The sequence below is a fragment of the Pseudomonas sp. HMSC063H08 genome, assembly GCF_001813645.1.
Taxonomy (GTDB): domain Bacteria; phylum Pseudomonadota; class Gammaproteobacteria; order Pseudomonadales; family Pseudomonadaceae; genus Pseudomonas; species Pseudomonas aeruginosa.
The window spans coordinates 7,483-30,332 of sequence record NZ_KV813561.1; the positions used below are offsets into that span (position 1 = coordinate 7,483).

Annotated in this window: 23 protein-coding genes; 12 read left to right on the top strand and 11 right to left on the bottom strand. The window is 66.3% G+C overall.

Translation table 11 applies throughout. From position 1 onward, the window contains the following. From HMPREF2924_RS25105 to HMPREF2924_RS25115, 3 genes are all read left to right on the top strand, one after another. Positions 1-836 (top strand): TOBE domain-containing protein (locus HMPREF2924_RS25105; protein WP_049330595.1); only part of this gene is annotated, 836 nt, incomplete at its 5' end. Between the two features lie 26 nt (positions 837-862). Beyond that, complete coding sequence (locus HMPREF2924_RS25110; RefSeq protein WP_003121722.1) at positions 863-1,744, top strand: ABC transporter permease subunit; 882 nt, start codon at positions 863-865, stop codon at positions 1,742-1,744. Continuing rightward, a complete protein-coding gene (locus HMPREF2924_RS25115; protein ID WP_003084307.1) occupies positions 1,741-2,610 on the top strand; it encodes an ABC transporter permease subunit in 870 nt (289 codons plus the stop codon). Before HMPREF2924_RS25110 ends, HMPREF2924_RS25115 begins: the two co-directional genes overlap by 4 nt. 177 nt (positions 2,611-2,787) lie before the next feature. On the opposite strand, the gene hacB is transcribed toward HMPREF2924_RS25115, so the two are convergent. Further along, positions 2,788-5,175, bottom strand: a complete 2,388-nt coding sequence (gene hacB / locus HMPREF2924_RS25120) for an N-acylhomoserine lactone acylase HacB (protein ID WP_003128864.1) — start codon at positions 5,173-5,175, stop codon at positions 2,788-2,790. A 110-nt stretch (positions 5,176-5,285) separates the two neighbouring features. Here hacB and HMPREF2924_RS25125 point away from each other — a divergent pair, with 110 nt between their 5' ends. Next, the gene (locus HMPREF2924_RS25125) at positions 5,286-6,338 is read left to right on the top strand and encodes an AraC family transcriptional regulator (protein WP_003128865.1); all 1,053 of its coding nucleotides are present in this window, start codon (positions 5,286-5,288) and stop codon (positions 6,336-6,338) included. On the opposite strand, the gene HMPREF2924_RS25130 is transcribed toward HMPREF2924_RS25125, so the two are convergent. Together HMPREF2924_RS25130 and HMPREF2924_RS25135 are read right to left on the bottom strand one after the other, a co-directional pair. Continuing rightward, the gene (locus HMPREF2924_RS25130; protein WP_023094485.1) at positions 6,317-6,820 is read right to left on the bottom strand and encodes a hypothetical protein; all 504 of its coding nucleotides are present in this window, start codon (positions 6,818-6,820) and stop codon (positions 6,317-6,319) included. The genes HMPREF2924_RS25125 and HMPREF2924_RS25130 overlap by 22 nt on opposite strands. 104 nt (positions 6,821-6,924) lie before the next feature. Then, positions 6,925-7,536: a DUF6436 domain-containing protein gene (locus HMPREF2924_RS25135; protein WP_003118762.1), complete on the bottom strand. Its 612-nt coding sequence runs from the start codon at positions 7,534-7,536 to the stop codon at positions 6,925-6,927. Between the two features lie 76 nt (positions 7,537-7,612). Here HMPREF2924_RS25135 and HMPREF2924_RS25140 point away from each other — a divergent pair, with 76 nt between their 5' ends. Next, positions 7,613-8,554 (top strand): phospholipase BipL, encoded by a 942-nt coding sequence (locus HMPREF2924_RS25140; protein WP_003084318.1) that lies wholly within the window; start codon positions 7,613-7,615, stop codon positions 8,552-8,554. A 19-nt stretch (positions 8,555-8,573) separates the two neighbouring features. On the opposite strand, the gene HMPREF2924_RS25145 is transcribed toward HMPREF2924_RS25140, so the two are convergent. Further along, entirely contained in the window at positions 8,574-9,326 is a 753-nt protein-coding gene (locus HMPREF2924_RS25145; RefSeq protein WP_003084320.1) for a hypothetical protein, read from the bottom strand. 48 nt (positions 9,327-9,374) lie between these two features. Between HMPREF2924_RS25145 and HMPREF2924_RS25150 the strand changes: the two genes are divergently transcribed. Next, positions 9,375-10,073, top strand: coding sequence for a 2OG-Fe(II) oxygenase (locus tag HMPREF2924_RS25150; protein ID WP_003128868.1), 699 nt, complete (start codon positions 9,375-9,377; stop codon positions 10,071-10,073). Positions 10,074-10,094: 21 nt separating this feature from the next. Here the strand turns inward: HMPREF2924_RS25150 and HMPREF2924_RS25155 are convergent, their stop codons facing one another. Continuing rightward, positions 10,095-10,649, bottom strand: coding sequence for a DUF6160 family protein (locus HMPREF2924_RS25155; protein WP_003084327.1), 555 nt, complete (start codon positions 10,647-10,649; stop codon positions 10,095-10,097). Between the two features lie 265 nt (positions 10,650-10,914). On the opposite strand from HMPREF2924_RS25155, the gene HMPREF2924_RS25160 reads away from it, so the two are divergent. Next, positions 10,915-11,409 (top strand): 2-thiouracil desulfurase family protein, encoded by a 495-nt coding sequence (locus tag HMPREF2924_RS25160; RefSeq protein WP_003084333.1) that lies wholly within the window; start codon positions 10,915-10,917, stop codon positions 11,407-11,409. A 4-nt stretch (positions 11,410-11,413) separates the two neighbouring features. Here HMPREF2924_RS25160 and HMPREF2924_RS25165 read toward each other — a convergent pair whose 3' ends face one another. Together HMPREF2924_RS25165 and HMPREF2924_RS25170 are read right to left on the bottom strand one after the other, a co-directional pair. Further along, positions 11,414-12,106, bottom strand: a complete 693-nt coding sequence (locus HMPREF2924_RS25165) for an amino acid ABC transporter permease (protein WP_003084339.1) — start codon at positions 12,104-12,106, stop codon at positions 11,414-11,416. 71 nt (positions 12,107-12,177) lie between these two features. Next, positions 12,178-12,948, bottom strand: coding sequence for a cystine ABC transporter substrate-binding protein (locus HMPREF2924_RS25170; protein ID WP_003084341.1), 771 nt, complete (start codon positions 12,946-12,948; stop codon positions 12,178-12,180). Positions 12,949-13,240: 292 nt separating this feature from the next. Here HMPREF2924_RS25170 and HMPREF2924_RS25175 point away from each other — a divergent pair, with 292 nt between their 5' ends. Continuing rightward, a complete protein-coding gene (locus HMPREF2924_RS25175; protein ID WP_003084345.1) occupies positions 13,241-13,678 on the top strand; it encodes a DUF4399 domain-containing protein in 438 nt (145 codons plus the stop codon). Between the two features lie 55 nt (positions 13,679-13,733). On the opposite strand, the gene serA is transcribed toward HMPREF2924_RS25175, so the two are convergent. After that, on the bottom strand, positions 13,734-14,963 hold the full coding sequence (serA, locus tag HMPREF2924_RS25180; RefSeq protein ID WP_003084348.1) for a phosphoglycerate dehydrogenase: 1,230 nt from the start codon (positions 14,961-14,963) through the stop codon (positions 13,734-13,736). A gap of 203 nt (positions 14,964-15,166) precedes the next feature. On the opposite strand from serA, the gene HMPREF2924_RS25185 reads away from it, so the two are divergent. The 4 genes from HMPREF2924_RS25185 to HMPREF2924_RS25200 all read left to right on the top strand — a co-directional run bounded on the left by HMPREF2924_RS25185 (position 15,167) and on the right by HMPREF2924_RS25200 (position 18,840). Further along, positions 15,167-16,561, top strand: a complete 1,395-nt coding sequence (locus HMPREF2924_RS25185) for an FAD-binding oxidoreductase (RefSeq protein WP_003084351.1) — start codon at positions 15,167-15,169, stop codon at positions 16,559-16,561. 91 nt (positions 16,562-16,652) lie between these two features. Beyond that, the gene (locus tag HMPREF2924_RS25190; protein WP_003084353.1) at positions 16,653-17,318 is read left to right on the top strand and encodes a fumarylacetoacetate hydrolase family protein; all 666 of its coding nucleotides are present in this window, start codon (positions 16,653-16,655) and stop codon (positions 17,316-17,318) included. 98 nt (positions 17,319-17,416) lie between these two features. Continuing rightward, the gene (locus HMPREF2924_RS25195) at positions 17,417-18,406 is read left to right on the top strand and encodes an SdiA-regulated domain-containing protein (protein ID WP_003128872.1); all 990 of its coding nucleotides are present in this window, start codon (positions 17,417-17,419) and stop codon (positions 18,404-18,406) included. 83 nt (positions 18,407-18,489) lie between these two features. Continuing rightward, complete coding sequence (locus HMPREF2924_RS25200; RefSeq protein WP_003084357.1) at positions 18,490-18,840, top strand: NirD/YgiW/YdeI family stress tolerance protein; 351 nt, start codon at positions 18,490-18,492, stop codon at positions 18,838-18,840. Positions 18,841-18,920: 80 nt separating this feature from the next. On the opposite strand, the gene aphB is transcribed toward HMPREF2924_RS25200, so the two are convergent. The 3 genes from aphB to HMPREF2924_RS25215 form a co-directional block, all read right to left on the bottom strand. Next, a complete protein-coding gene (gene aphB, locus HMPREF2924_RS25205; RefSeq protein ID WP_003110574.1) occupies positions 18,921-19,955 on the bottom strand; it encodes an acetylpolyamine amidohydrolase AphB in 1,035 nt (344 codons plus the stop codon). 15 nt (positions 19,956-19,970) lie between these two features. Further along, positions 19,971-21,365 carry an APC family permease gene (locus HMPREF2924_RS25210; RefSeq protein ID WP_003128875.1) on the bottom strand — a complete coding sequence of 465 codons (1,395 nt, stop codon included), beginning with the start codon at positions 21,363-21,365 and terminating at the stop codon, positions 19,971-19,973. A 420-nt stretch (positions 21,366-21,785) separates the two neighbouring features. Beyond that, positions 21,786-22,829: an ABC transporter substrate-binding protein gene (locus HMPREF2924_RS25215; protein ID WP_003084365.1), complete on the bottom strand. Its 1,044-nt coding sequence runs from the start codon at positions 22,827-22,829 to the stop codon at positions 21,786-21,788. Positions 22,830-22,850 lie beyond the last annotated feature (21 nt).

Here is a 22,850-nt window from a genome sequence, read left to right on the forward strand (position 1 = left end):
CGCACATGAGCGTGGCGCAGAACATCGCCTTCGGCCTCAAGCAGGACGGCCTGCCCAAGGCCGAGATCGACGAGCGCGTGGCCGAGATGCTCAAGCTGGTGCACATGACCCAGTACGCCAAGCGCAAGCCGCACCAGCTCTCCGGCGGCCAGCGCCAGCGGGTGGCCCTGGCCCGTTCGCTGGCCAAGCGGCCGAAGCTGCTGCTGCTCGACGAGCCGATGGGCGCGCTGGACAAGAAGCTGCGCTCGCAGATGCAACTGGAACTGGTGGAGATCATCGAGCGCGTCGGCGTGACCTGCGTGATGGTGACCCACGACCAGGAAGAGGCCATGACCATGGCCCAGCGCATCGCCATCATGCACCTGGGCTGCATCGAGCAGATCGGCAGCCCGATGGACATCTACGAGACCCCGGCGAGCCGCCTGGTCTGCGAGTTCATCGGCAACGTCAACCTGTTCGACGGCGTGCTGGTGGAGGACGTGCAGGACCATGCGGTGATCGCCTGCCCGCAGCTGGAGAACCCGATCTACATCGGCCACGGCATCAGCACCCGCGCCGAGGACAAGCGCATCACCTACGCGCTGCGGCCGGAGAAAGTGATGATCAGCGCGCAGAAGCCGGACAACCTGGAACACGCCGGGCACAACTGGGCCCAGGGCACCGTCTACGACATCGCCTACCTTGGCGGCCACTCGGTGTACTACATCAAGCTGGCCTCCGGGATGATCGTCCAGGCCTTCATGGCCAACGCCGAGCGCCACGTCGCCCGGCCGACCTGGGACCAGTCGGTGTACATCAGCTGGTACGACGACAGCGGCGTGGTACTGCAGTCATGAAATTCGCCAACAGCCTGAAAAAGCGCATGCCCACCGGGCGGCATGCGGTCATCGGGGTGCCGTTCCTGTGGCTCTTCCTGTTCTTCCTGCTGCCCTTCGCCATCGTGCTGAAGATCAGCCTGGCGGAAGCGGACGTGGCCATCCCGCCCTACACCGAGATCTTCGCCTACGCGGACCAGCAGTTGCAGGTGCTCCTCAACCTCGGCAACTACCTGATGCTGACCGATGACCCGCTCTACATCGATGCCTACCTCGGCTCGCTGAAGATGGCCTTCATCAGTACCCTGATCTGCCTGCTGGTGGGCTACCCGATGGCCTACGCCATCGCCCGCTCCAGCCAGTCCTCGCAGACCGTCCTGCTGCTGCTGATCATGATGCCGACCTGGACGGCGATCCTGATCCGGGTCTATGCCTGGATGGGCATCCTTTCCAACAACGGCCTGCTCAACAGCGTACTGATGGGGCTGGGGCTCATCAGCGAGCCGCTGACCATCCTCAACACCAACATCGCGGTGTACATCGGCATCGTCTATTCCTACCTGCCGTTCATGATCCTGCCGCTCTACGCCAACCTGGTGAAGCACGACCCGAGCCTGCTGGAGGCCGCTTCCGACCTGGGCGCGCGTAACTTCACCAGCTTCTGGAAGATCACCGTGCCGCTGTCGAAGAACGGCATCATCGCCGGCTGTATGCTGGTGTTCATCCCGGCGGTGGGCGAGTTCGTCATCCCGGAACTGCTCGGCGGCCCCGAGACCCTGATGATCGGCAAGGTGCTCTGGCAGGAGTTCTTCAACAACCGCGACTGGCCGGTGGCGTCCGCCCTGGCGGTGGTGATGCTGGCGATCCTGATCATCCCGATCATCCTGTTCAACAAGAACCAGGCCAAAGAACTGGAGGGCAAGGTATGAAGCGCTGGAATTTCTCCAACGTCATGCTGATCGTCGGCCTGCTCTTCATCTACCTGCCGATGCTGATCCTGGTGATCTATTCGTTCAACGCCTCCAAGCTGGTGACGGTGTGGGGCGGCTGGTCGGTGAAGTGGTACGTCGGCCTGCTGGACAACACCCAACTGGTCAGTTCGGTCGGACGCTCCCTGGAGATCGCCTTCTATACGGCATTCTCCTCGGTGCTCCTCGGCACCCTGGCGGCCTTCGTCCTCACCCGCATCCCGCGCTTCCGCGGTCGTACGCTGTTCGGCGGCATGGTCACCGCGCCGCTGGTGATGCCGGAAGTGATCACCGGTCTGTCGCTGCTGCTGTTGTTCGTGGCCATGGCGCAACTGATCGGCTGGCCGCAGGAACGGGGTATCGTGACCATCTGGATCGCCCACACCAGCTTCTGCTCGTCCTACGTGGCGGTGGTGGTGTCGGCGCGCCTGCGTGAACTCGACCTGTCGATCGAGGAAGCGGCGATGGACCTGGGCGCCAAGCCCTGGAAGGTGTTCCTGCTGATCACCATCCCGATGATCGCGCCCTCGCTGGCGGCGGGCGGCATGATGTCCTTCGCCCTGTCGCTGGACGACCTGGTACTGGCCAGCTTCGTCTCCGGACCCGGCTCGACCACCTTGCCGATGGAAGTGTTCTCGGCGGTACGCCTGGGCGTGAAGCCGGAGATCAACGCGGTGGCCAGCCTGATCCTGCTGAGCGTTTCGCTGTTCACCTTCTTCGCCTGGTACTTCACCCGCCAGGCCGAGGAGCGGCGTCGCCGGGCGATCCAGCAGGCGATGGAAGAGACCGCGACCGACTGGCAGAAAGGCTCGCCGACCCCGGCCTGAGCCCTCCGCCGAAAAGAAAAGGCCACCTGCGGGTGGCCTTTTTCATTGGCGCGTCGGTGGCAGGAAATGCCTGGCTACGCTCCGTAGGGCGACGCCCGAGGCGTTATCCGCCGATACCCCGTTGTATCCGGCGGACAACCACCATGCGGCTACTCGCCCGACCCCACGCCGGCCGGCTCAGCGCTTCGGTTCCAGCACCAGCACGCCCTTGCTGTTAGCCTTCACCTCGTTTTCCTCGTAGTGCTGCGGCAGGTAGTGGCCCTCGATGTAGGCCTCGGCCTGGTCGTCGTAGTGGCCGTCGAAGGGCACGCCGCTCTGCCCGACCGGGTTGATGCCGAGGCTGTGGGTCGGGTCGGCGAAGTCCACCAGGCGCCGGGTCGATGGACCGTAGGTGACCGCCCAGGGGGCCGGGCCGATCTTCGCCGACAGATTGTTCGGTACCTCGTGGGTGCCGGGGGCGGCGAACGGACCGACGTTGAGAAGGCGCTTGAGCAGCGCTTGCTGGCCCAGGGCGTGCTCGTGGGTCAGGGTATGCGCCTTGCCCCACAGCCAGCCGGACGGGTCGTTGCCGAGGGTGCCGCGCAGATGCGCGAGGGAGGCGTTCCAGGCGGCCCTGACGATATCCGCGCGGGTTTCCCGGCGTTCTGTGCGGCGGTCGTCCCACCAGGGCGAGTCGGCGTCGCCAGCCAGCCGAGGCAGCGCGCTGTCGATGGCGCGGGTGGCGATCAGGCTGTCGAAGAAGGCATCGCCCAGTTCGTCGTGCAAGGCGCCCTCGGCAATCTGGAACAGCAACTGGTTGAACAGCGTGGCGGCGGTCGAGTCGACCGGGTAGTCGCCCTTCCAGGCCGCCAGTTGCTCGACCAGGCGCTTGCCTTCGGCGTCGTCGACCACCTCGCGCAGGACCGGCAGCAAGGGTGCGAGCAGGCGCGGCGCGTAGCCGGTGCGATTGCCGAGTTGCAGCGCGCGGCTGTTGTCCAGGTTCCATTTGGTGCCGCGGTCGGCCAGTTGGGTATCCAGCCACTGGCCGCGGTCCGCCAGGTTGTAGTAGCCGGGAATCGGCCGGCCATTGGCCGGGACCGGCTGGAAGTTGGCGGAGACGATGTAGCCGCGCGCCGGGTTTTCCTCCTGCGGGTTGTCGGCGAACGGATAGAAGCCGGACTTGTCCGCCTCGCCCTTGCTGCCGTCGAGGATGAAGCTCGGGTTCACTCCCTCCGGCCGCTTCGGCAGGGCCGCCGAGGCCCACCAGCCGATATCGCCGGCGGCATTGGCCCAGACCAGGTTGAGTCCTGGCGAATGGATCTTCGAGGCCGCCGCGCGGGCCTTGGCCAGGGTATCGGCGCGATTCAGCTGGTAGAAGGCGTCGAGCACCGGGTTCTCGGTCTCGAGGAACGCCCACCACATGGCGATCGGGGTCTTGCCGGAGCTGGCGCCGAGCGCGTCGTTGACGATCGGACCGTGGGGCGAGCGGCGCAGGGTGAGCTTCACCGGCGCAGCGCCCTTGACCGCGATTTCCTGCTCCTCGCTCTGCAGGTCGACCCATTCGCCCTGGTACCAGACCTGGTTGGGGTTGTCCGGGTTGACCTTCTCGGCGACCAGGTCGAGGTCGTCGTTCTGGAACATCGTCAGGCTCCAGCCGAACGCACGGTTGTGGCCCAGCGAGGCGAAGGGGTTGAGCGCCTGGTGGTGGCCATAGAGTTCGAAGCCGGGCGCGCTCAGCTGGGCCTCGTACCATACCGCCGGCGCGGCGAAGCGGATATGCGGGTCGCCGGCCAGCAGGGGCTTGCCGCTGGCGGTGCGGCTGCCGGCGACGACCCAGGCGTTGCTGCCCTCGAACTGCGGCAGGCCGGCGTCCTCCAGGGCCTGCTGGCTGAGACGGGCGAGGGCGCCGAGGTTCTTCCAGTCGCCGGCGCCCAGTGCGCCGGAGGGCGTCAGCACGCCCTGCGGATGCCAGTCGAGATCGAAGATGCGCAGGTAGTCGCTGCCCAGTTCGTCGCGGATGTAGGTCAGCACCGGCTCGGTGCGGAAGGCGGCGGCGAAGCTGTAGGCCATGTAGCCGGCGATGCTCAGGGTATCTTCGGGGGTGAAGGGACGCCTGGGTATGCCCAGCAGATCGAATTCGAGCGGCGCCGGGTTGTTTTCCTGGAACTGGTTGACCCCGTCCAGGTAGGCCTCCAGCACTTTCCAGGGCTGCGACTGCTTGTCCTGGCGGGCGCTGTATTCGGCGGCGTGGTCGCGGATGCGCAGGGTGCGGAACAGACGGTCGGTATCCACCAGCTTGGGTCCGAGCACTTCGGCCAGCTCGCCGCGCGCCAGGCGCCGCAGCATTTCCATCTGGAACAGGCGGTCCTGGGCGTGCACGTAGCCGAGGGCGCGGTAGAGGTCGGTCTGGTTCTGCGCATACAGGTGCGGAACCCCGCGCTCGTCGTAGCGCACGTCGACCGGCGCCTGCAGGTGGGCCAGGGCGAGCGAGCCGTTGCGGAGCGGCTGCTTGGCATGGAGGTACCAGGCGCCGCCGGCAGCCGCGGCGGCGACCGCCACGGCGATCACGGTCAGGGTGCGTTTCATCGATCCTTTCTCCTTGTTGTAGTGCCGAGCATTCTGCGGATGCCGCCGGCCCGCGGCATTGACCGAATGCTCGGACCCTGGAAGTCTTTGGTCAATCGCGAGGAGCCGCCATGCAGGACGACCCGTCTACCAGCCCCCTGACCCATTCCGCCACGCTGCGGCGTCTGTTGTATGAAGCCCTGGACGCCCTCGGGCTCGACCCCACCCGCGTCTACCGCAGCGTCTACCGGCGTATCCCGCTGCCGCCGCCGACCCTGGGCGGCCGCCTGGTGCATGACAACGCCCCGTTGTTCTGGACCGAGCTGGCGGCGGTGACCGGCGATGCCGACATCGGCCTGCACCTGGGCGAGGCAATGAAGCCGCGCCTGCTCGATGTGGTCGGCTACCTGCTGCTGTCCGCGCGCGACCTGGAGGAGGCGCTGCGCAGCTTCGTGCGTTTCCAGCACATTCTCTCCGGCGGTTTCGCCGCGCGCCTCGAGGTCGAAGGGGAAACGGCAAGGCTGATCCTCGACATCAACTACCTGGGCTATGCCTCGCTGCGTCAGCAGATCGAATGCCTGATGCTGCTGTTCCTCAAGCTGCTGGCGCTGATCAGCGACGACGAGTTCGTCGCCGAGCGCATCGAGTTCCGCCACCGAGCCCCGCCACGGCTGGGCGAACACCGCCGGTTGTTCGGCAGGCTGCCGCTGTTCTCGCGGCCGCACGATGCCCTGGTGTTTTCCGCCGCCTTGCTGCGGCGTCCTTCGCGCAACGCCAATCCGGACATGCATGGCGTGCTGACCCGCCACGCGGAAGAACAGACCCGCGAACTCAGCGAGAACCGCTTGCTCAATCGCGTGCGCTACCTGATCGAGCTGCGCCTCGGGGAGGGCTATGGCTTGCGCCAGTGCGCGGCGGAGCTGGGCCTTGGCAGCGGTGCCTTGCAGCGTGCGCTGGCCGCTGGGGGAGCGAGTTTCCGGCAGGTTCGCGATGAGGTTCGCCGGCAGCGGGCGAGCGAGATGCTGTTGGCCGGTCGCGCCATCCGCGAGGTGGCCAAGGCTTGCGGGTTCGCCGAGCTGTCGCCGTTCTACCGGGCCTTTCGCCGCTGGCACGCCGCGTCCCCGGAGCAATACAGGGCGCGGCTGGCGAAGCGGGAAGAGGGTTACTCGACCAGCGGTACCTGACGGCCGATCTCCAGGGTGGCGATGGCGTCGAGCTGGATCTCGATCTGCAGGAAGCGCATGGCGCGCTTGGGCGAGACGTTCTTGGCGATGCGCTTGACGTACTTGTCGCGCAGTTCCAGACGGTCCTCCTGGAGGTCGTCGACACGCTCGATCAGCGTGCTCGCCTGGTCGTCGCTGACGTTGCCGCTGTTGTAGGCCTGGGCGTAGTCGAGCAGGAGCCTGAGGGTTTCCTTGCTGAGCTTGTCCGACTCGGTGCGGTAGGTGTTGTAGATTGGCCAGAACTTCTCGCCTTCCTGGTCGGTGAGGTTCATGTTGGCCTCGACGATGCGCTTGCGCTTGTAGTCGACGTCGGCCAGGTCGTTCTGGATCTGCGCCTGGTGCTCCTTCATCAGTTCCTTGCTGCTGGGCTGAGGGTCGTTCTGGGCGGCCATCAGCGGCAGGCTGACGAGGGCGAGCAGGGCGAGGGTGGGACGTAGGGACATGCAGCGACTCCTTGGTTCGGCAACGGCCCCTCGTGGGCCGACCCGGGCAGTGTAGCCGCTACGCCTTCCGGCGCCCCCTCCGGAAGGCCCGGTGTTGAGCCAGGTCAGCCTTTTTCCGGGGTCCAGGGGCAGTAGCAACCCACGGCGAGGGTATGGGTGGCATCCACCGGACGTCCCTGCAGCAGCGCTTCGAGGATCGGTTCGATGAAGCTGTTGCTGGAGGTGCATACCGCGCCCTCGCTATAGGGGCCGAAGTAGGCCAGGCGGCCGTCGCGGTCCCAGATCGCCACGGCCGGGCTGGCCGGCAACTGCTCGGAACCGGGCAGACCGGCGAGGGGGCGCAGGGCGGCCAGGTTGTCCGGCAGGCGGCCCTGGCTGCCAGGCTTCTGCAGGACATGGAACTCCACGCCCTTGCCGGCGAAGCGTTCGATCAGCTCGCCGAGGTGCTGCTGGTTGCCGACGTTGCAGGGGCAGGCCGGGTCCCAGAAATGCACCAGGCGGATCGCCCCCGGCCCGGCCAGCTCGGCCGGCAGGCGCAGGCTGTCGCCGGAGAACAGGGTGGTCTGCTCGCTGAACGGGCGGATGTAGCGGATCTCGAACCACCAGTAGGCGGCGAGCAGGCCGCCGGCCCAGAGCAGGCCGACCAGGCTGACGAGGAGCGTCTTGCGGCGGGGAGTCATGGCATTCACACGGAAAACGGGTGCCAAGCTTGCCATGTGTTCGCGCGCAGCTGAATATCCCTGGGTTTCGCCCGTGGCCCGGCCACGAATAGATTGCAGCCCGGAACCGCCGATGTCAGAAGCCTTCAACCCCGATTACCTGCGCCAGCACCTGCGACCCTTGGCCGCGGCCGAGGCGGACGCCGCCGTCCTCGCCTACCAGGCCTACTACGGCCTGGACCTGCGCTCCCGCCATCCGCGCCTGCAAGCGCGGCTCGGCAGCATGGCGGTCGACGGGCGCCGCCTGGCGGTGCAGGCCTGGCTGCTGCCGGAGGCGCGCGGCAGCCTGTTGCTGATGCATGGCTATTACGACCACATGGGACTGTATCGGCACGTAGTCGACTGGGCGCTGGGCATGGGCTTCTCGGTGCTCGCCTGCGACCTGCCGGGGCATGGCCTGTCCGAAGGCGAGCGGGCCAGCATCCGCGACTTCGCCGAATACCAGGCGGTGTTCAAGGGCCTGCTGGGCCAGGCTGCCGAACTCGACCTGGCGGCGCCCTGGCACCTCTGCGGACAAAGCACTGGTGGGGCGATCCTGCTGGACTACCTGCTGCACGGCGGCGAACGTCCCGAGCTGGGCGAGACGATTCTCCTGGCGCCGCTGGTGCGCCCGCGCGCCTGGGGCTGGTCGAAGCTCAGCTACCGCCTGCTGAGCCCCTTCGTCGACTCGATCCCGCGGCGCTTCTCGGAGAACTCCAGCGATCCGCAGTTCCTCGACTTCCTCCGCGAGCACGATCCGTTGCAGCCACGCACCCTGCCGACCGCCTGGGTCGGCGCGCTGACCCGCTGGGTGCCGCGCATCGAGCGGGCGCCTCGGCGTGCCCTGAGCCCCCTGGTGGTGCAGGGCGAGTCCGACGAGACGGTGGACTGGCGCCATGGCCTGAAGGTGCTGCGGGAGAAATTCGACGAGCCGCGGATACTGTTGCTGGAAGAGGCGCGCCATCACCTGGCGAACGAAAGCGAGGGGCTGCGGCGGCGCTATTTCGATTTCCTGAGCGACGCGCTGGGGGCCTGAGTTCCAGGCCCCGCGGCGATCAGGGGGCGACCGCCTGGTCCACCGCCAGGCCGGCTTTCAGCGCGGCCAGGGCCGCCTGGTAGTAGCTGCGGCCGGCCGGCGACTCGGCGAAGTTCACGTACTGGGTGAGTTCCGCGTCGGAGAGATCGCGGTAGACATACAGCAGGGTGTTCTCCAGGTCCGCGCCGATCTGCTGCACCAGGCGCTGGCGCTGGCCTTCCAGCAACTGGCCGGTCTGTCCGCCGCCAAGCAGGCCGGGGAGGCCCGGAAGCATCTGGCTGAGGCTGTCGGCGGCGACCCCGGCCAGGGCCAGGCTGACTTCCGCACCGGCCTCTCGGGCCGGAAGGACCTGGGCCAGGCGCTTGACCAGGGCCCGGCGTGGCTCGCTGGCGGTCTGCCGCGGCAGGCCGTTGCTGTGCTGGAGCAACTGGTCGCGGCGGGTGGCGAGCACCTCGGCGGCGACCACCTTGCGTCCCAGCGGCGACTCGAAGAAATTCAGCGGGCTGGCGCTGTCCGGCAGGTTCTCGCGCAGGCCGTTGAGGGCGCGCTGGTCGACTTCGGCCGGGGCGAAGCGGCGATTGCTGTTGTCCACCAGGGTCTGGTAGAGCGCGGGTGGCAGCTTGTCCTGGTAGCGCTTCTGCGCCGCGTCCAGGGCATCGCTGAAATGCGCGCGCTGGTCGGGCCAGCCAGCGGCCTGGTACAGGCGTTGATAAGGGTCGGCCAGGGCGGGCAGACCAACCAGCAGTAAAGCGAAGGCGAGCAAAGCGCGCATTGATACTCCTTTGGCGGCGAAAGCCTCGTCGTTCGGGTGGTGCCGTCCATGGGGCGCTATTGTCGACATGCGGCGGACCGCTTGTCGAGACACCGGGGCGGCACGCTACAATGGACAATGCACATCAACGTCAATCATCCACTCCTGCATCGCATCGTCGATGAACTGGTCGACCAGGGCTGGTCGCACCAGAGCATCTTCATGCCTGAGCGTCTGACCACCAGATTGGCCGAAGAGTGCCGCACCCGTGCGGTCGCGGGCGACCTGACCCCGGCGGCGATCGGCCGCGGCGACGGCCAGGTGATCCGCGAAGGCATCCGCGGCGACCTCACGCAATGGCTGGAGCCCGGAGAATCCGTGGCCTGCGACGAATACCTGGGGGTGATGGACAGCTTGCGCCAGGCGCTCAACGCCTCGCTGTTTCTCGGCCTCGAGGATTTCGAGTGCCACTTCGCGCTGTACCCGCCGGGCGCCTATTACCAGAAGCATGTCGATCGTTTCCGCGACGACGACGCACGCACCGTCTCCGCGGTTCTCTACCTCAACGATGCCTGGTTGCCCGAGCATGGCGGCGCGCTGCGCCTGCACCTGCCGCAGCGGCAGGTGGACATCCAGCCGACGGGCGGTAGCCTGGTGGTGTTCATGTCCGCCGGCACCGAGCACGAAGTCCTGCCCGCCAGCCGCGACCGGCTGTCGCTGACCGGCTGGTTCCGCCGGCGCAACGAATCCCTCCTGCAACTTTCCTGAACCCTCGGCGGGGTCGCCGCCTCAGTGACCCCAGACCTTGATCGTGCCGCGCAGGTCGGTGATGTCGCGCAGTTCGATGCGGCCGATCGAGTTGTCGCCGATGTACAGGTCGCTGGCCACCCGCAGGCGGATGCGCTGCGCCGGCAGGCCGCTGGCGATCAACTGGTCGTTGATGGTGGCGAGGTCCGGCAGGCTGATCGCCAGTTGCTGCCCGCCGCCGCTACCGGTGGTCACGTCCAGTGCCAGGGTCGGCTGCTCGACGCCGAAGATCGGCAGGCTCAGGCCGAGCTGGGCGGCGCCCAGGGGGATGTTGCCGCCGCGCCCGTCCGGGCAGTCGCCGGCCTTCACGCAGCCGTTGTCGATCACCAGGTTGCGCAGCGAGAGGCTGCCGCCGTCGTCCACCCAGGCGACCCTGGCCGCGCCGGCGCGTAGGTCCAGGCGCAGGCTGATGCCGGCCTGGCCGGTGACCTGGCTGAGACTGTCGTTGTCCAGGGCCTCCATGGCCGCCTGGCTGGCAGCGCTGGCGAGCAGCGCGGGGGCCAGGAAAAACGGTAGAAGCGAGCGGGTCGGGAGCATGACGGGCGGGTCCTTCGCGGTTGCGCGGGAAGCCAGTCTGCTCGGGGCGGCGGAGGTTCGCCATGGGCCGCCCGCAGTTCTATCCTAAGGATCGGCAAGAAATAGCCCTGGTCCCCGCCATACGGGCGCTGGCGCGCTACCGCGAGGCCTAACTCCGGTTGGGTCGAGGGCGGGTTTCCCCGGTGCTTCCCGGCTACTGTTACCGGGCGTGACCATCGGTGAGCGGCAGGCTACTCTGTGTGCCTGTCAAAGGGGTGGAGCATCCATGCAGAAGGTTCTGGTCAGCCGTTGCCTGCTGGGCCACCTGGTGCGCTACGACGGTGGCAGCCATGGCCCGTTCGACCTGCTCTCGCGCTGGCATGCGCAGGGGCGGATCGTCGCCCTTTGCCCGGAGGTCGCCGGCGGCCTGCCGACGCCCCGCCCGCCAGCGGAGATCCCCGGCGGCCAGGGCGGCGAAGTGCTGGACCGGCTGAACCGGGTCTTCACCGTCGACGGCGAGGATGTCAGCGAAGCATTCCTGCTGGGGGCGGAGGCGGCAGTGGAGCTGGTCCGCCGCCATGACATCCGGATGGCCGTGCTCAAGGCGCGCAGTCCTTCCTGCGGCAACCTGGAGAACTACGACGGCCGCTTCAACGGCAGCCGGGTCGCCGGCGAGGGCGTCACCGCGGCCGCCCTCAAGCGCATGGGCGTGCTGGTCTTCAACGAAGACGAGCTGGACCGCGCCGCGGTCTGCCTGGCCGGCCTCGACGCCGGCGGCTGAACGCTCAGCGCCGCAGCGGCGCGGTCAGGCGGTTCTCCAGGGCTTTCTGCACACGCTCGAAGAGCGCCGAAAGCAGCCAGTAGATCCCGGCGGCGGCGAGATAGAGCGGCAGCGGCTGGAAGGTCTCGGCGATGACCTCCTTGGTCGCCAGCATCAGCTCGGTCACGGTGATCACGGAGATCAGCGAAGTGTCCTTGATCAGGCTGATCAGGCTGTTCGACAGGCTCGGCACCGCCAGGCGCAGGGCCTGCGGGGTGATGATGTTCCACAGGGTCTGGCCCCAGGTCAGGCCGACCGAGAGCCCGGCTTCCCATTGTCCCTTGTCGATGCCGAGGATCGCCCCGCGCATGGACTCCGAGAGATAGGCCGCGACATTCAGGGTCAGCGCCAGGATGCCCGCGGTGACCGGGGTGAACTCGATGCCGACGCTCGGCAGCCCGTAGTACAGGACGAAGATCTGCACCAGCAGTGGCGTCCCGCGGAAGGCGCTGACGTAGACCGCGGCGATCTGCGAGACCACCGGCACCTTGGTCACCCGGACCACCGCGACGCTGAAGCCGAGGATCAGGCCCAGGACCATCGATACCGCGGCGAACAGCACGGTATACATCGCGCCCTGGAGCAGGAAGGGCCAGGCCATCCCGAGCAGCTCGACCAGGTTGGCGAGCCATTCGAGCAATTTCTGCAGCGAATTCATTCAACACTCCATCGACAAACACGACGGCCGCGTCTCTCGGGCGCGGCCGCTTCCCCCGTTCGGGCGGGAACTCACTTCGGCGGCTGGCTGACGTCCAGGCCGAACCACTTTTCCGAGAGCTTGGCGAAGCGGCCGTCGGCCTTGATCTTCTCCAGCGCCGCATTCAGCGCCTCGCCGAACTTCGGATTGTTCTTCCGGTAGGGAATCGCCATGTTCGCCACCGGTCCCACCGCCGCGCCGGGCTTGACCGGCAGCTTGGCCTCGCGGATGGCGAAGGGGATCAGCAGGCGGTCGTTGAGCGCCGCGTCGATGCGTTTGCTGGCCAGGTCCTGCAGGTATTCCGGGGCGCCCGGATAGGTGCGCACGTTGACGCCGGCCACCGACTTCGCCAGGTCGGCGTAGTTGGTGCCCTGGCCGACGCCGAGCTTGAGGCCCTTGAGGTCTTCCAGCGACCTGAACTGGCGGGTGTCGTCGGCGCGCACGATCAACTGGGCGCTGGAGATAGTGTACGGCTCGCTGAAGTCGAAGACCTTGCGCCGCTGCTCGTTCACCGAGACCTGGTTCAGCGCGATGTCGTACTTGCCGCTCTGCAGGCCGGCGAGGATGCCGCTCCATTCGGTGGTGACGAATTCCGGCTTGACCTCCAGCTCGGCGGCCAGCAGTTCGCCCAGTTCGGTCTCGAAGCCGGTGAGCTTGCCGCCCTGCTTGAAGTTGAACGGCGGATAGGTGCCCTCCAGGGCGATGCGCAGGGCGCCGCGCTGGTGGACGTCGTCGAGCAGTTCGGCATGGGCCAGCGGGGCGGCCAGGGATACCAGCATCAGCAGGCGGGGCAGAAATCGCATGTAGTACTCCTCGGGTGGGAATGAACGTCGGTCGGGCCTATGCTGTTCGTTCAGCTTAGCCGGGCCCGCGTCCTGGACAATCGCGAACCTACTGGGTTGCATGCGGTCTTTCCAGGGGTTGCGGGCATTGACCCGGATTATGTGCGCGAGCGCCGCTCTAACACGGGCTTCGCAGTGGAAATCGCTGTGCCAGCGATGCCTTTCCCTGATTCGGAAGGCACGAAGAGTGCCGGGGAAATTCCGTCCAGTGGCGTTTCCCGGGTGCTAACGGAAGTGAAAACAGGAGACTCCCATGAGAGTGACATTGCCTTGCCTCGGTCTAGCCGCCCTGATGTTCGGCGCATCCGCCAGCCTGATGGCTGCCGACCTGCCCCGGACGAAGGCGCCCGAAGGGGCGAAAGTGTATTTCATCACGCCGGCCGATGGTGCAACCGTCGACAAGACCTTCACCGTGAAATTCGGCCTGAAAGGCATGGGCGTGGCGCCGGCCGGCGTCGACATGCCGGATACCGGCCACCATCACCTGTTGGTGGACCTGAAGGAGCAGCCGGCGATGAACCTGCCGCTGCCGATGACCGACAACATCCGCCACTTCGGCAAGGGCCAGACCGAAACCGAGATCACCCTGCCGCCGGGCAAGCACACCCTGCAACTGCTGGTGGGCGACAAGAACCACGTGCCGCTGGAGCCGACCGTGGAGTCGGAGAAGATCACCGTTACCGTCAAGTGACGGAAACGAAAAAGGAGGCCGCTGGGCCTCCTTTTCCTTTCCGCCGGGCGCTGTCTTAGAACAGCACGCGGCTACGGATGGTGCCGTTGACCTGCTGGAGTTTCTCCAGGGCCAGGTCGGAGTACTCGGCATCGACGTCGATCACCACGTAGCCGACCTTATCGTTGGTTTGCAGGTATTGGCCGGAAACGTTGATGCCGTTGTCGGCGAAGACCTTGTTGATCTCGCTCATCACGCCGGGGATGTTGGCGTGGATGTGCAGCAGGCGGTGCTTGCCCGGGTGCGACGGCAGGGCCACTTCGGGGAAGTTGACCGAGGACACCGAGGTGCCGTTGTCGCTGTACTTGACCAGCTTCTCCGCCACTTCCAGGCCGATGTTGGCCTGTGCCTCGGCGGTGGAGCCGCCGATGTGCGGGGTCAGGATCACCCGGTCCAGGCCACGCAGCGGGCTGGCGAATTCCTCGTCGTTGGATTTCGGCTCGACCGGGAACACGTCGATGGCGGCGCCGATCAGGTGCTCATCCTTGATCGCGGCGGCCAGGTGGTCCAGCTCGACCACGGTGCCGCGCGCGGCGTTGATCAGGATGCCGCCCTTCTTCATCGCGCGGATTTCCTTCTCGCCGATCATCCACTGGGTGGAGGGCAGTTCGGGAACGTGCAGCGAGACGATGTCGGACATGCCCAGCAGCTCGTGCAGGCTGCCGATCTGCACCGCGTTGCCCAGCGGCAGCTTGGTCACGGTGTCGTAGAAGAACACCTGCATGCCCAGGGCCTCGGCGAGTACCGAGAGCTGGGTGCCGATCGAACCGTAGCCGACGATGCCGAGCTTCTTGCCACGGATCTCGAAGGAGTTCGCCGCGCTCTTGATCCAGCCGCCGCGATGGCAGGAAGCGTTCTTTTCCGGGATGCCGCGCAGCAGCAGGATCGCCTCGGCCAGTACCAGCTCAGCCACAGAGCGGGTGTTCGAGTAGGGCGCGTTGAACACGGCGATACCGCGTTCGCGAGCGGCGTTGAGGTCGACCTGGTTGGTGCCGATGCAGAAGCAGCCGACCGCGATCAGTTTCTTCGCGCAGTCGAAGACCTCTTCGGTCAGCTGGGTGCGGGAGCGAATGCCGATGAAGTGCGCATCGGCGATCCTTTCCTTCAGCTCATCGCCGGAAAGCGCGGTCTTGAGGTACTCGATGTTGGTGTAGCCGGCGGCCTTCAGCGTGTCCACGGCGTTCTGGTGGACACCTTCGAGAAGAAGGAACTTGATCTTGCTCTTGTCGAGAGAGGTCTTGCTCATCTGCGTAAACCTGTTGTCCCGGAGGAAGTGGCTGGAAAGCGAACTGCGCGAAGCGGGTCCGGCCGGCGCTGGCCGGCACCCGCAACTCGGCGCCCAGAGGCACTAAGCGCGGGGGGCGTATGCTAGCATGTTCTCCCTTTTCCTTGCCCGGTTGCGACCTGAGTTGTTCTCAGGGCGACCATGAATCATTTGAGAGTTCCCGAATGACCCGCGAAGCCCTGATCGAATCGCTCAAGCCCCTGGTCGAGCCTGGCAAGCTGCTCGACGACGCCGCCTCCCTGGACGCCTACGGCAAGGACTGGACCAAGCATTTCGCCCCTGCGCCGCTGGCCATCGTGTTCCCCAAGAGCGTCGAGCAGGTCCAGGCGATCGTCCGCTGGGCCAACCAGCACAAGGTCGGTCTGGTCCCGTCGGGCGGCCGTACCGGGCTCTCCGCCGCGGCCGTGGCGGCCAACGGCGAAGTCGTGGTGGCCTTCGACTACATGAACCGGATCCTCGACTTCAATGCCTTCGACCGCACCGTGGTCTGCCAGCCCGGCGTGGTTACCAAGCAACTGCAGACCTTCGCCGAGGAAAACGGCCTGTACTACCCGGTTGACTTCGCTTCTTCCGGTTCCAGCCAGATCGGCGGCAATATCGGCACCAATGCCGGCGGGATCAAGGTCATTCGCTACGGCATGACCCGTAACTGGGTGGCCGGGATGAAGGTCGTCACCGGCAAGGGCGACCTGCTCGAGCTGAACAAGGACCTGATCAAGAACGCCACCGGCTACGATATGCGCCAGCTGTTCATCGGCGCCGAAGGCACCCTGGGCTTCGTGGTCGAGGCGACTATGCGCCTGGAGCGCACGCCGAAGAACCTCACCGCTATGGTCCTCGGCACGCCCGACTTCGACTCGATCATGCCGGTGCTGCATGCCTTCCAGAGCAAGCTCGACCTGACCGCCTTCGAGTTCTTCTCCGACAAGGCCCTGGCCAAGGTCCTGGCCCGTGGCGACGTACCGCGGGCGTTCGAGACCGACTGCCCGTTCTACGCCCTGCTGGAGTTCGAGGCGACCACCGAGGAAGTCGCCAACGAGGCGCTGGCCACCTTCGAGCACTGCGTCGAGCAGGGCTGGGTGCTGGACGGGGTGATGAGCCAGAGCGAGCAGCAGTTGCAGAACCTGTGGAAGCTGCGCGAGTACATCTCCGAGACCATCTCCCACTGGACGCCGTACAAGAACGACATCTCGGTCACGGTTTCCCGGGTGCCCGCCTTCCTCAAGGACATCGACGCCATCGTCGAGGCCAACTACCCGGACTTCGAGGTGGTGTGGTTCGGCCACATCGGCGACGGCAACCTGCACCTGAACATCCTCAAGCCGGAAAACCTCGGCAAGGACGAGTTCTTCGCCAGGTGCGCGACCGTCAACAAGTGGGTGTTCGAGACCGTCGAGAAGTACAACGGCTCGATTTCCGCCGAGCATGGCGTGGGCATGACCAAGCGCGACTACTTGACCTACACCCGCTCGGAAACCGAAATTGCCTATATGAAGGCACTGAAGGCGGTGTTCGACCCCAACGGGATCATGAATCCCGGCAAGATCTTCGCCGAGTAGCAGGTTTCGCAACGCAGAGGGCCGGTCATCCGGCCCTTCTCGTCTGTGGCGGGCGCCACGGATGCCTTTCCACCCGTTCAGGAGTCGGTAAATGAGTTACCAGCATCAATATATCGACGGCACCCCGATCCACTTCCCCCTGGGCAAGCTGGTCTGCGTCGGGCGCAACTACGCCGAGCACGCCAAGGAACTGAACAACCCGGTTCCCACCGAGCCGCTGCTGTTCATCAAGCCCGGCTCCTGCGTGGTGCCGGTGAGCGGCGGGCTGAGCCTGCCGCAGGAGCGCGGCTCGGTACACTACGAGGCGGAAATCGCCGTGCTGATCGGCAAGCCGCTGTCGCGCAAGCCGAGCCGCGAGGAGGTCCTCGACGCGATCTCCGGCTATGCGCCGGCGCTGGACCTGACCTTGCGCGAGGTCCAGGCGAAGCTGAAGGAAAAGGGCCTGCCCTGGGAGCTGGCAAAGAGCTTCGATGGCGCCGGCGTGCTGTCGCCGTTCGTGAACGCCGACCAGTTCCCCGACCCGACCGACATCGGCATCCGCCTGACCATCAACGGCGAGGTACGCCAGGACGGCAACAGCCGCGACATGCTCAATCCGATCGTGCCGCTGATCCAGCACATCGCCGGGCATTTCTCGCTACAGGCCGGCGATGTGGTGCTGACCGGCACGCCGTCCGGGGTCGGGCCGCTGAACAGCGGCGACGAGTTGCTGCTCGAATTGCCGGGCGCCAGCCGTTTCGAGACCCGCGTGCTCTGAACCGCTGCGGCCGCCGGGGGCGGCCGACCTCCCTAGCGCCGGCAGCGGAAGCGACTGTCGGTCGGCTGGCCGACGCTTCGATTGACAGGCCGGGGGCAATGCCCTTTCATGGCGACGCCCAAGAAAACACCTGGCCAAACAGTCGAGCCTCGCCCATGTCCCTTGCCTCCAAGCTTCCCCGTTTCCGCTGGCTGCTGCCGGCGTTCGTCGTGCTCGTCGGCGTGGTGCTGACCATCGTCATGCATTGGGACGATCGCGCCGGCCTGTGGTGGAAGGAAAGCCAGGCCAGCCAGCAGCAGCGCGACGAAAGCATCTGGCTGCCGGGCTATCGGGTGGTGATCGACGCCAAGCCGTTGCAGGGCCTGGAAGAGGACGAAACCTCGGACCTGGCCTACAACCCGGCAACCAGGACCCTGTTCACCGTTACCGGCAAGCGGCCGCTGCTGGTGGAGCTGTCGCTCACCGGCGACGTGCTGCGCACCATCCCGCTGCTCGGCCTGAGCAATCCCGAAGGCGTGGCGGTGCTGGAGAACGGCAACGTCGCAGTGACCGACGAGCGCCGCAATACCCTGACCATCTTCCATGTCGACCCGCAGACCGCCGAGCTGAGCACCAAGAGCCTGGCCGAATTCCCGCTGGGCAATATCGGCAAGAAGAACAAGGGCTTCGAGGGCATTGCCTGGGATCCGCGCCAGCAGCGTCTGTTGCTGAGCAAGGAGCGCGATCCGATGACCCTGTTCAGCTGGAAGAGCGACGGCGGGCCGAGCCTGAGCGGGGCGATGACCGCGCTGCCGAGCGACGACCTGTACATGCGCAACGTCTCGGCGCTCAGCGTCGACCCGCGTACCGGCCATACCCTGGTGCTGTCGGCCGAATCGCATCTGCTGCTGGAGCTGGACGAGAAGGGCGAGCCGGTCAGCTTCATCAGCCTGCTCGGCGGCTTCAACGGCCTGGACAGCAAGATCCCGCGCGCCGAAGGGGTGGCCATCGACGACGAGGGCACCATCTACATGGTCAGCGAGCCGAACCTGTTCTACGTGTTCCGCAAGAAGAGCGGCGAGCGCCTGGCCACCAGCGATGCCGATTAAGCTTCGCTTAAGCGCCGATTAAGCCTGGTTTCAGCAAGGCTTCGTAGCCTGGACCCATCGAAACCAACTACGAGGCGTTACCCATGAAACTTCGTCACCTGCCCCTCATCGCTGCCATCGGCCTGTTCTCCACCGTCACCCTGGCCGCTGGCTATACCGGCCCGGGCGCTACCCCGACCACCACCACGGTGAAGGCCGCGCTGGAAGCTGCCGACGACACCCCGGTGGTCCTTCAGGGCACCATCGTCAAGCGCATCAAGGGCGACATCTACGAGTTCCGCGACGCCACCGGCAGCATGAAGGTCGAGATCGACGACGAAGACTTCCCGCCGATGGAAATCAACGACAAGACCCGGGTCAAGCTGACCGGCGAAGTCGACCGCGACCTGGTCGGCCGCGAGATCGACGTCGAGTTCGTCGAAGTGATCAAGTAAGGCCCTGAATCGAAACGGCCCGCCTCTCTTCCGGGAGGCGGGCCGTTTCGCGTTCCGACCGGGCGAAGTTGCGGGCGGGCTTACCGGTGAACCCCTTCGAAACCCTGTAGCACGTTCACCGCGTTGATCCCGATTTCCTCCACCGCGTAGCCTCCCTCCATCACGAACAGCGTGGCCAGGCCGAGCTTGCCGATGGCTTCGCCCATGCGCAGGTAGTCGGGGCTGTCCAGGCGGAACTGGGAAATCGGGTCCTCCTTGAAGGTATCCACCCCCAGGGAAACGATCAGGACGTCCGCCGCATAGGCCTGGATCTGCCGGATCGCCGCCTGCAGCGCCTGGCTCCAGGTCGCCCAGTCGCTGCCGGCCGCCAGTGGGTAGTTGAAGTTGTAGCCGGTGCCGACGCCGTTGCCCTTCTCGTCGGCGTAGCCGAGGAAATAGGGGTATTCGAAGCGCGGATCGCCGTGGATCGAGGTGAACAGCACATCGGCGCGGTCGTAGAAGATGTCCTGGGTGCCGTTGCCATGGTGGTAGTCGACGTCGAGGATCGCCACCCGCCCGGCGCCCCGGTCGAGGAAGGCCTGGGCGGCGATGGCGGCATTGTTGAAGAAGCAATAGCCGCCCATGTAGTCGGCCGCGGCGTGGTGGCCCGGCGGGCGACAGAGCGAAAATACCGAGCGCGCGCCGTTGGCGAGTTCGGACTGGCCGCTGAGGGCGACGTTGGCCGAACTGGTGATCGCCTGCCAGGTCCCGGCGGTGATCGGCGCGCCGGCGTCGAAGGAGTAGTAGCCGAGGCGACCGTCGATGTTGTCCGGCTCCGTCTGCCGCAGGCGCCGGGTCGGCCAGGCGATCGGCAGCATGTCGTGGCTGCGGCCGGTGGCCAGCCAGTCCTGCCAGGCGTTCTGCAGGAAACGCACGAAACCCTCGCTGTGCACCCGGCGGATCGGTTCCAGGCCGAAGTCGCGCGGTGCGCGGACTTCGCCGAGGCCGACGGCCTTCACGCGGTCGAGGACCATGTCGGCGCGGCTGGGTTTTTCGAAGCAGGGGGTGAACTGGCCGCCGATCAGTTCGTGCCGGCCGTGGTGCAGGCGATGGTCGTCGCTGTAGATGGTCAGCATGTCGGGCTCCCGGGCTCAGTTCTGTTCGGAGAAGGTCACGGTCGGCGCCTTGCGGCGGAAACCGCCGGTATGCAACGCCAGGTAGGCGAGGCCGGCGGCGAACCAGGTCAGGCCGATCACCAGGGTCAGCGCCGAGAGGCTGGTCCACAGCCACAGGGTCAGGCCCAGGCCGATGGCCGGCACCAGCCCGTAGCGCAGCAGGTCGCGCGGGGCGCGGCGGCCGTCGAGCAGCAGGTAGCTGCGGATCACCGCCAGGTTCACCGCGGAGAACGCCACCAGCGCGCCGAAGCTGATCATCGAGGCCAGGGTGGTGAGGTCGATGACCACCGCCAGCAGGGAAATCACCGAGACCACCAGGATCGCGATCACTGGCGTCTTGAAGCGCTCCGAGAGGCTGCCGAACACGCGCCGCGGCAGGATGCCGTCGCGGCCCATGCTGTAGAGGATGCGCGACACCGAGGCCTGCGAGGCCAGCGCCGAGCCGGCGGCGCCGGCGACGTAGGCGGCGGTGAAGAAGCTGGCGAGGAACTTGCCGCCGGCCGCCAGCATCACTTCGTTGGCCGCCGACTCGGCGTCCTGGAATACGCTGCCGGGGAACACCAGTTGGCTGAAGACCGCCAGCACGGTGAACAGCAGGCCGGCGCCGACCGTGGTGATGACGATGGCGCGCGGGATGTCGCGTTGCGGATCGCGGGTTTCCTCGGCCAGGGTCGAGACCGCGTCGAAGCCGAGGAACGACAGGCACAGCACCGCCGCGCCGGCCATCAACGGGGCGAAGCCCGGCTGGCTGCCGTCGCCGACGAAGGGCAGGCTCAGGTCCAGCGAGGGGATGCCGGCCAGGTGCTTGACCGCCATGGCGACGAACACCACGGCGAAGACGAACTGGGCGCCGACGATCACGTTGCTCATGCCGGCCACCGAGCTGATGCCGATCACGTTGAGCACGGTGACCAGGCCGATCGCCGCGAGCACGAAGACCCAGGCCGGCACCATCGGGAAGGCGATGTTGAGGAACAGGCCGATGAGCAGGTAGTTGATCATCGGCAGGAACAGGTAGTCGAGCAGCAGCGACCAGCCGGCGAGGAAGCCGACGCAGGGGCCGAAGCTGAGGCTGGTATAGGAATAGGCCGAGCCGGCGATGGGATATTTCTTCACCATGAAGCTGTAGGCAAAGGCGGTGAAGAGCATCGCCGCCAGGGTGATCAGGTAGGCGCTGGCGGTGCGACCGCCGGTGATCTCGGTGACTACCCCGTAGGTGGTGAACATGGTCAGCGGAACCATGTAGACCAGCCCGAAGAAGACCAGGGCGGGAAGCCCGAGGATGCGCCGCAGGCCGGTGCCCTGGGCGCTGTGGACGTACTCGGGGCGCTTGCCGCCGATGAGGATGCCGTTGTTGCGTTGGCTGGCCATGTTCCGCTCCTCGCGAAATGCCGTATCGATCCCGCAGGCGGCCGCGTGGGCGGACCTTTCCTGCGCCGGGTGAATGGACGGGCTAGTGGAAAACCGCTGGGGTTTCCGCCGGGTCGGTGGAAATGGCAGTGACGAGAGGGCGCGCGGCGTGTGCGGGCACGGGCGTTGGGGCGTCGATAGTGTTCATGGCGTTCTCAGGAAGCGTTCTTGTTGGATTTCTAGCTCGCGGTCGCGAGGTTCCCTTGGGCTCTGCCGGCGCCGTTTCCGCGGCTCCGGGCGACCCCTCGAGGAGGGCGCGGTTCGACTCTAGCAATCCGGTTTCGCCGGGGAGAACCCTGTAGACGGTCAAAAAGGGATCGAAATGGCCAAGCTGGCTGGCCGGCCAGCGCTGGCGCGAGCTGGCCGCCAGCGCCGTGTCGATCATTTCTTAAGCTTGGTCCAGACCTTGCTGCGCAGCGCCAGGGCTTTCGGCGAGCAGAGCTTGAATGGCTTCAGGCGGTCGAGCTTGTCCTGCGGGGTGTTGATCGCCGGGTCGTCGAACAGCGCCTTCTCCATGAATTTCTCCGAGCCGACGATGGCGTTGTTGTACTTGGCGAAGTTGGAGGCGGCGGCGATGTTCTCCGGGCGCATCATCCAGTCGATGAAGACGTGGGCTTCCTTGACGTTGCTGGCGTCGCGCGGAATCGCGAAGTTGTCGATGAACAGCCGGATGCCTTCCTTCGGATAGACGTATTCGAGGCTGGCGCGTTGGGCGTGGGCGCGGTGGAAGGCGCCGTTCCACTGCTGGTGCATGGCGACCTCGCCGGCGGCCATGCGCTCGATGGTGCCGTCGCTGTTGTACATGGCCAGCGCCGGCTTTTGCCTGAGCAGCAGGTCGAGGACCTTCTGCGCTTCCCTGGCGTCCTCGGTGCATTCGTCGATGCCGAGGTAGTAGGTGGCGGGAATGAACAGTTCCTCGATGGAGTTCAGAGCCACCACCTTGCCTTTCAGCTCGGCTGGTGGTTCGAAGAACGGCTTCCAGCTTTCTTCCAGCCTGCCGCCCGGCACCTTCGCCGTATCGTAGCTGTAGCCGGTGGTGCCCCAGAGATAGGGAATGCTGTAGTCGTGGCCGGGATCGAAGCCAAGGGTCCGGAAGTTTTCCTTCAGGTTGCCCAGGCTCGGCAACTGGCTCTTGTCGAGCTTTTGCAGCAGCCCCTCCTTGACGAATATTTCTATGAAACTGTCCGACGGCACCACCACGTCGTAGGCGCCGCCTCCGGCCTTGAGCTTGGCCAGCAGCGTCTCGTTGCTGTCGTAGGCGTCGAGGGTGGCCTTGATCCCGGTGTCCTTCTCGAACTTCTTCAGCAACTCCGGCGGGTAGTAGTCCGACCAGTTGGCGAAGTGCAGGGTGCCTTCGGCGCGAGCCTGGCCGCCCAGGGCTAGGCCGGCGGCGAAGAGCAGGGTGAGCGGTGTGCGGTAGGTCATGATGGACTCCTGGCGATCTTC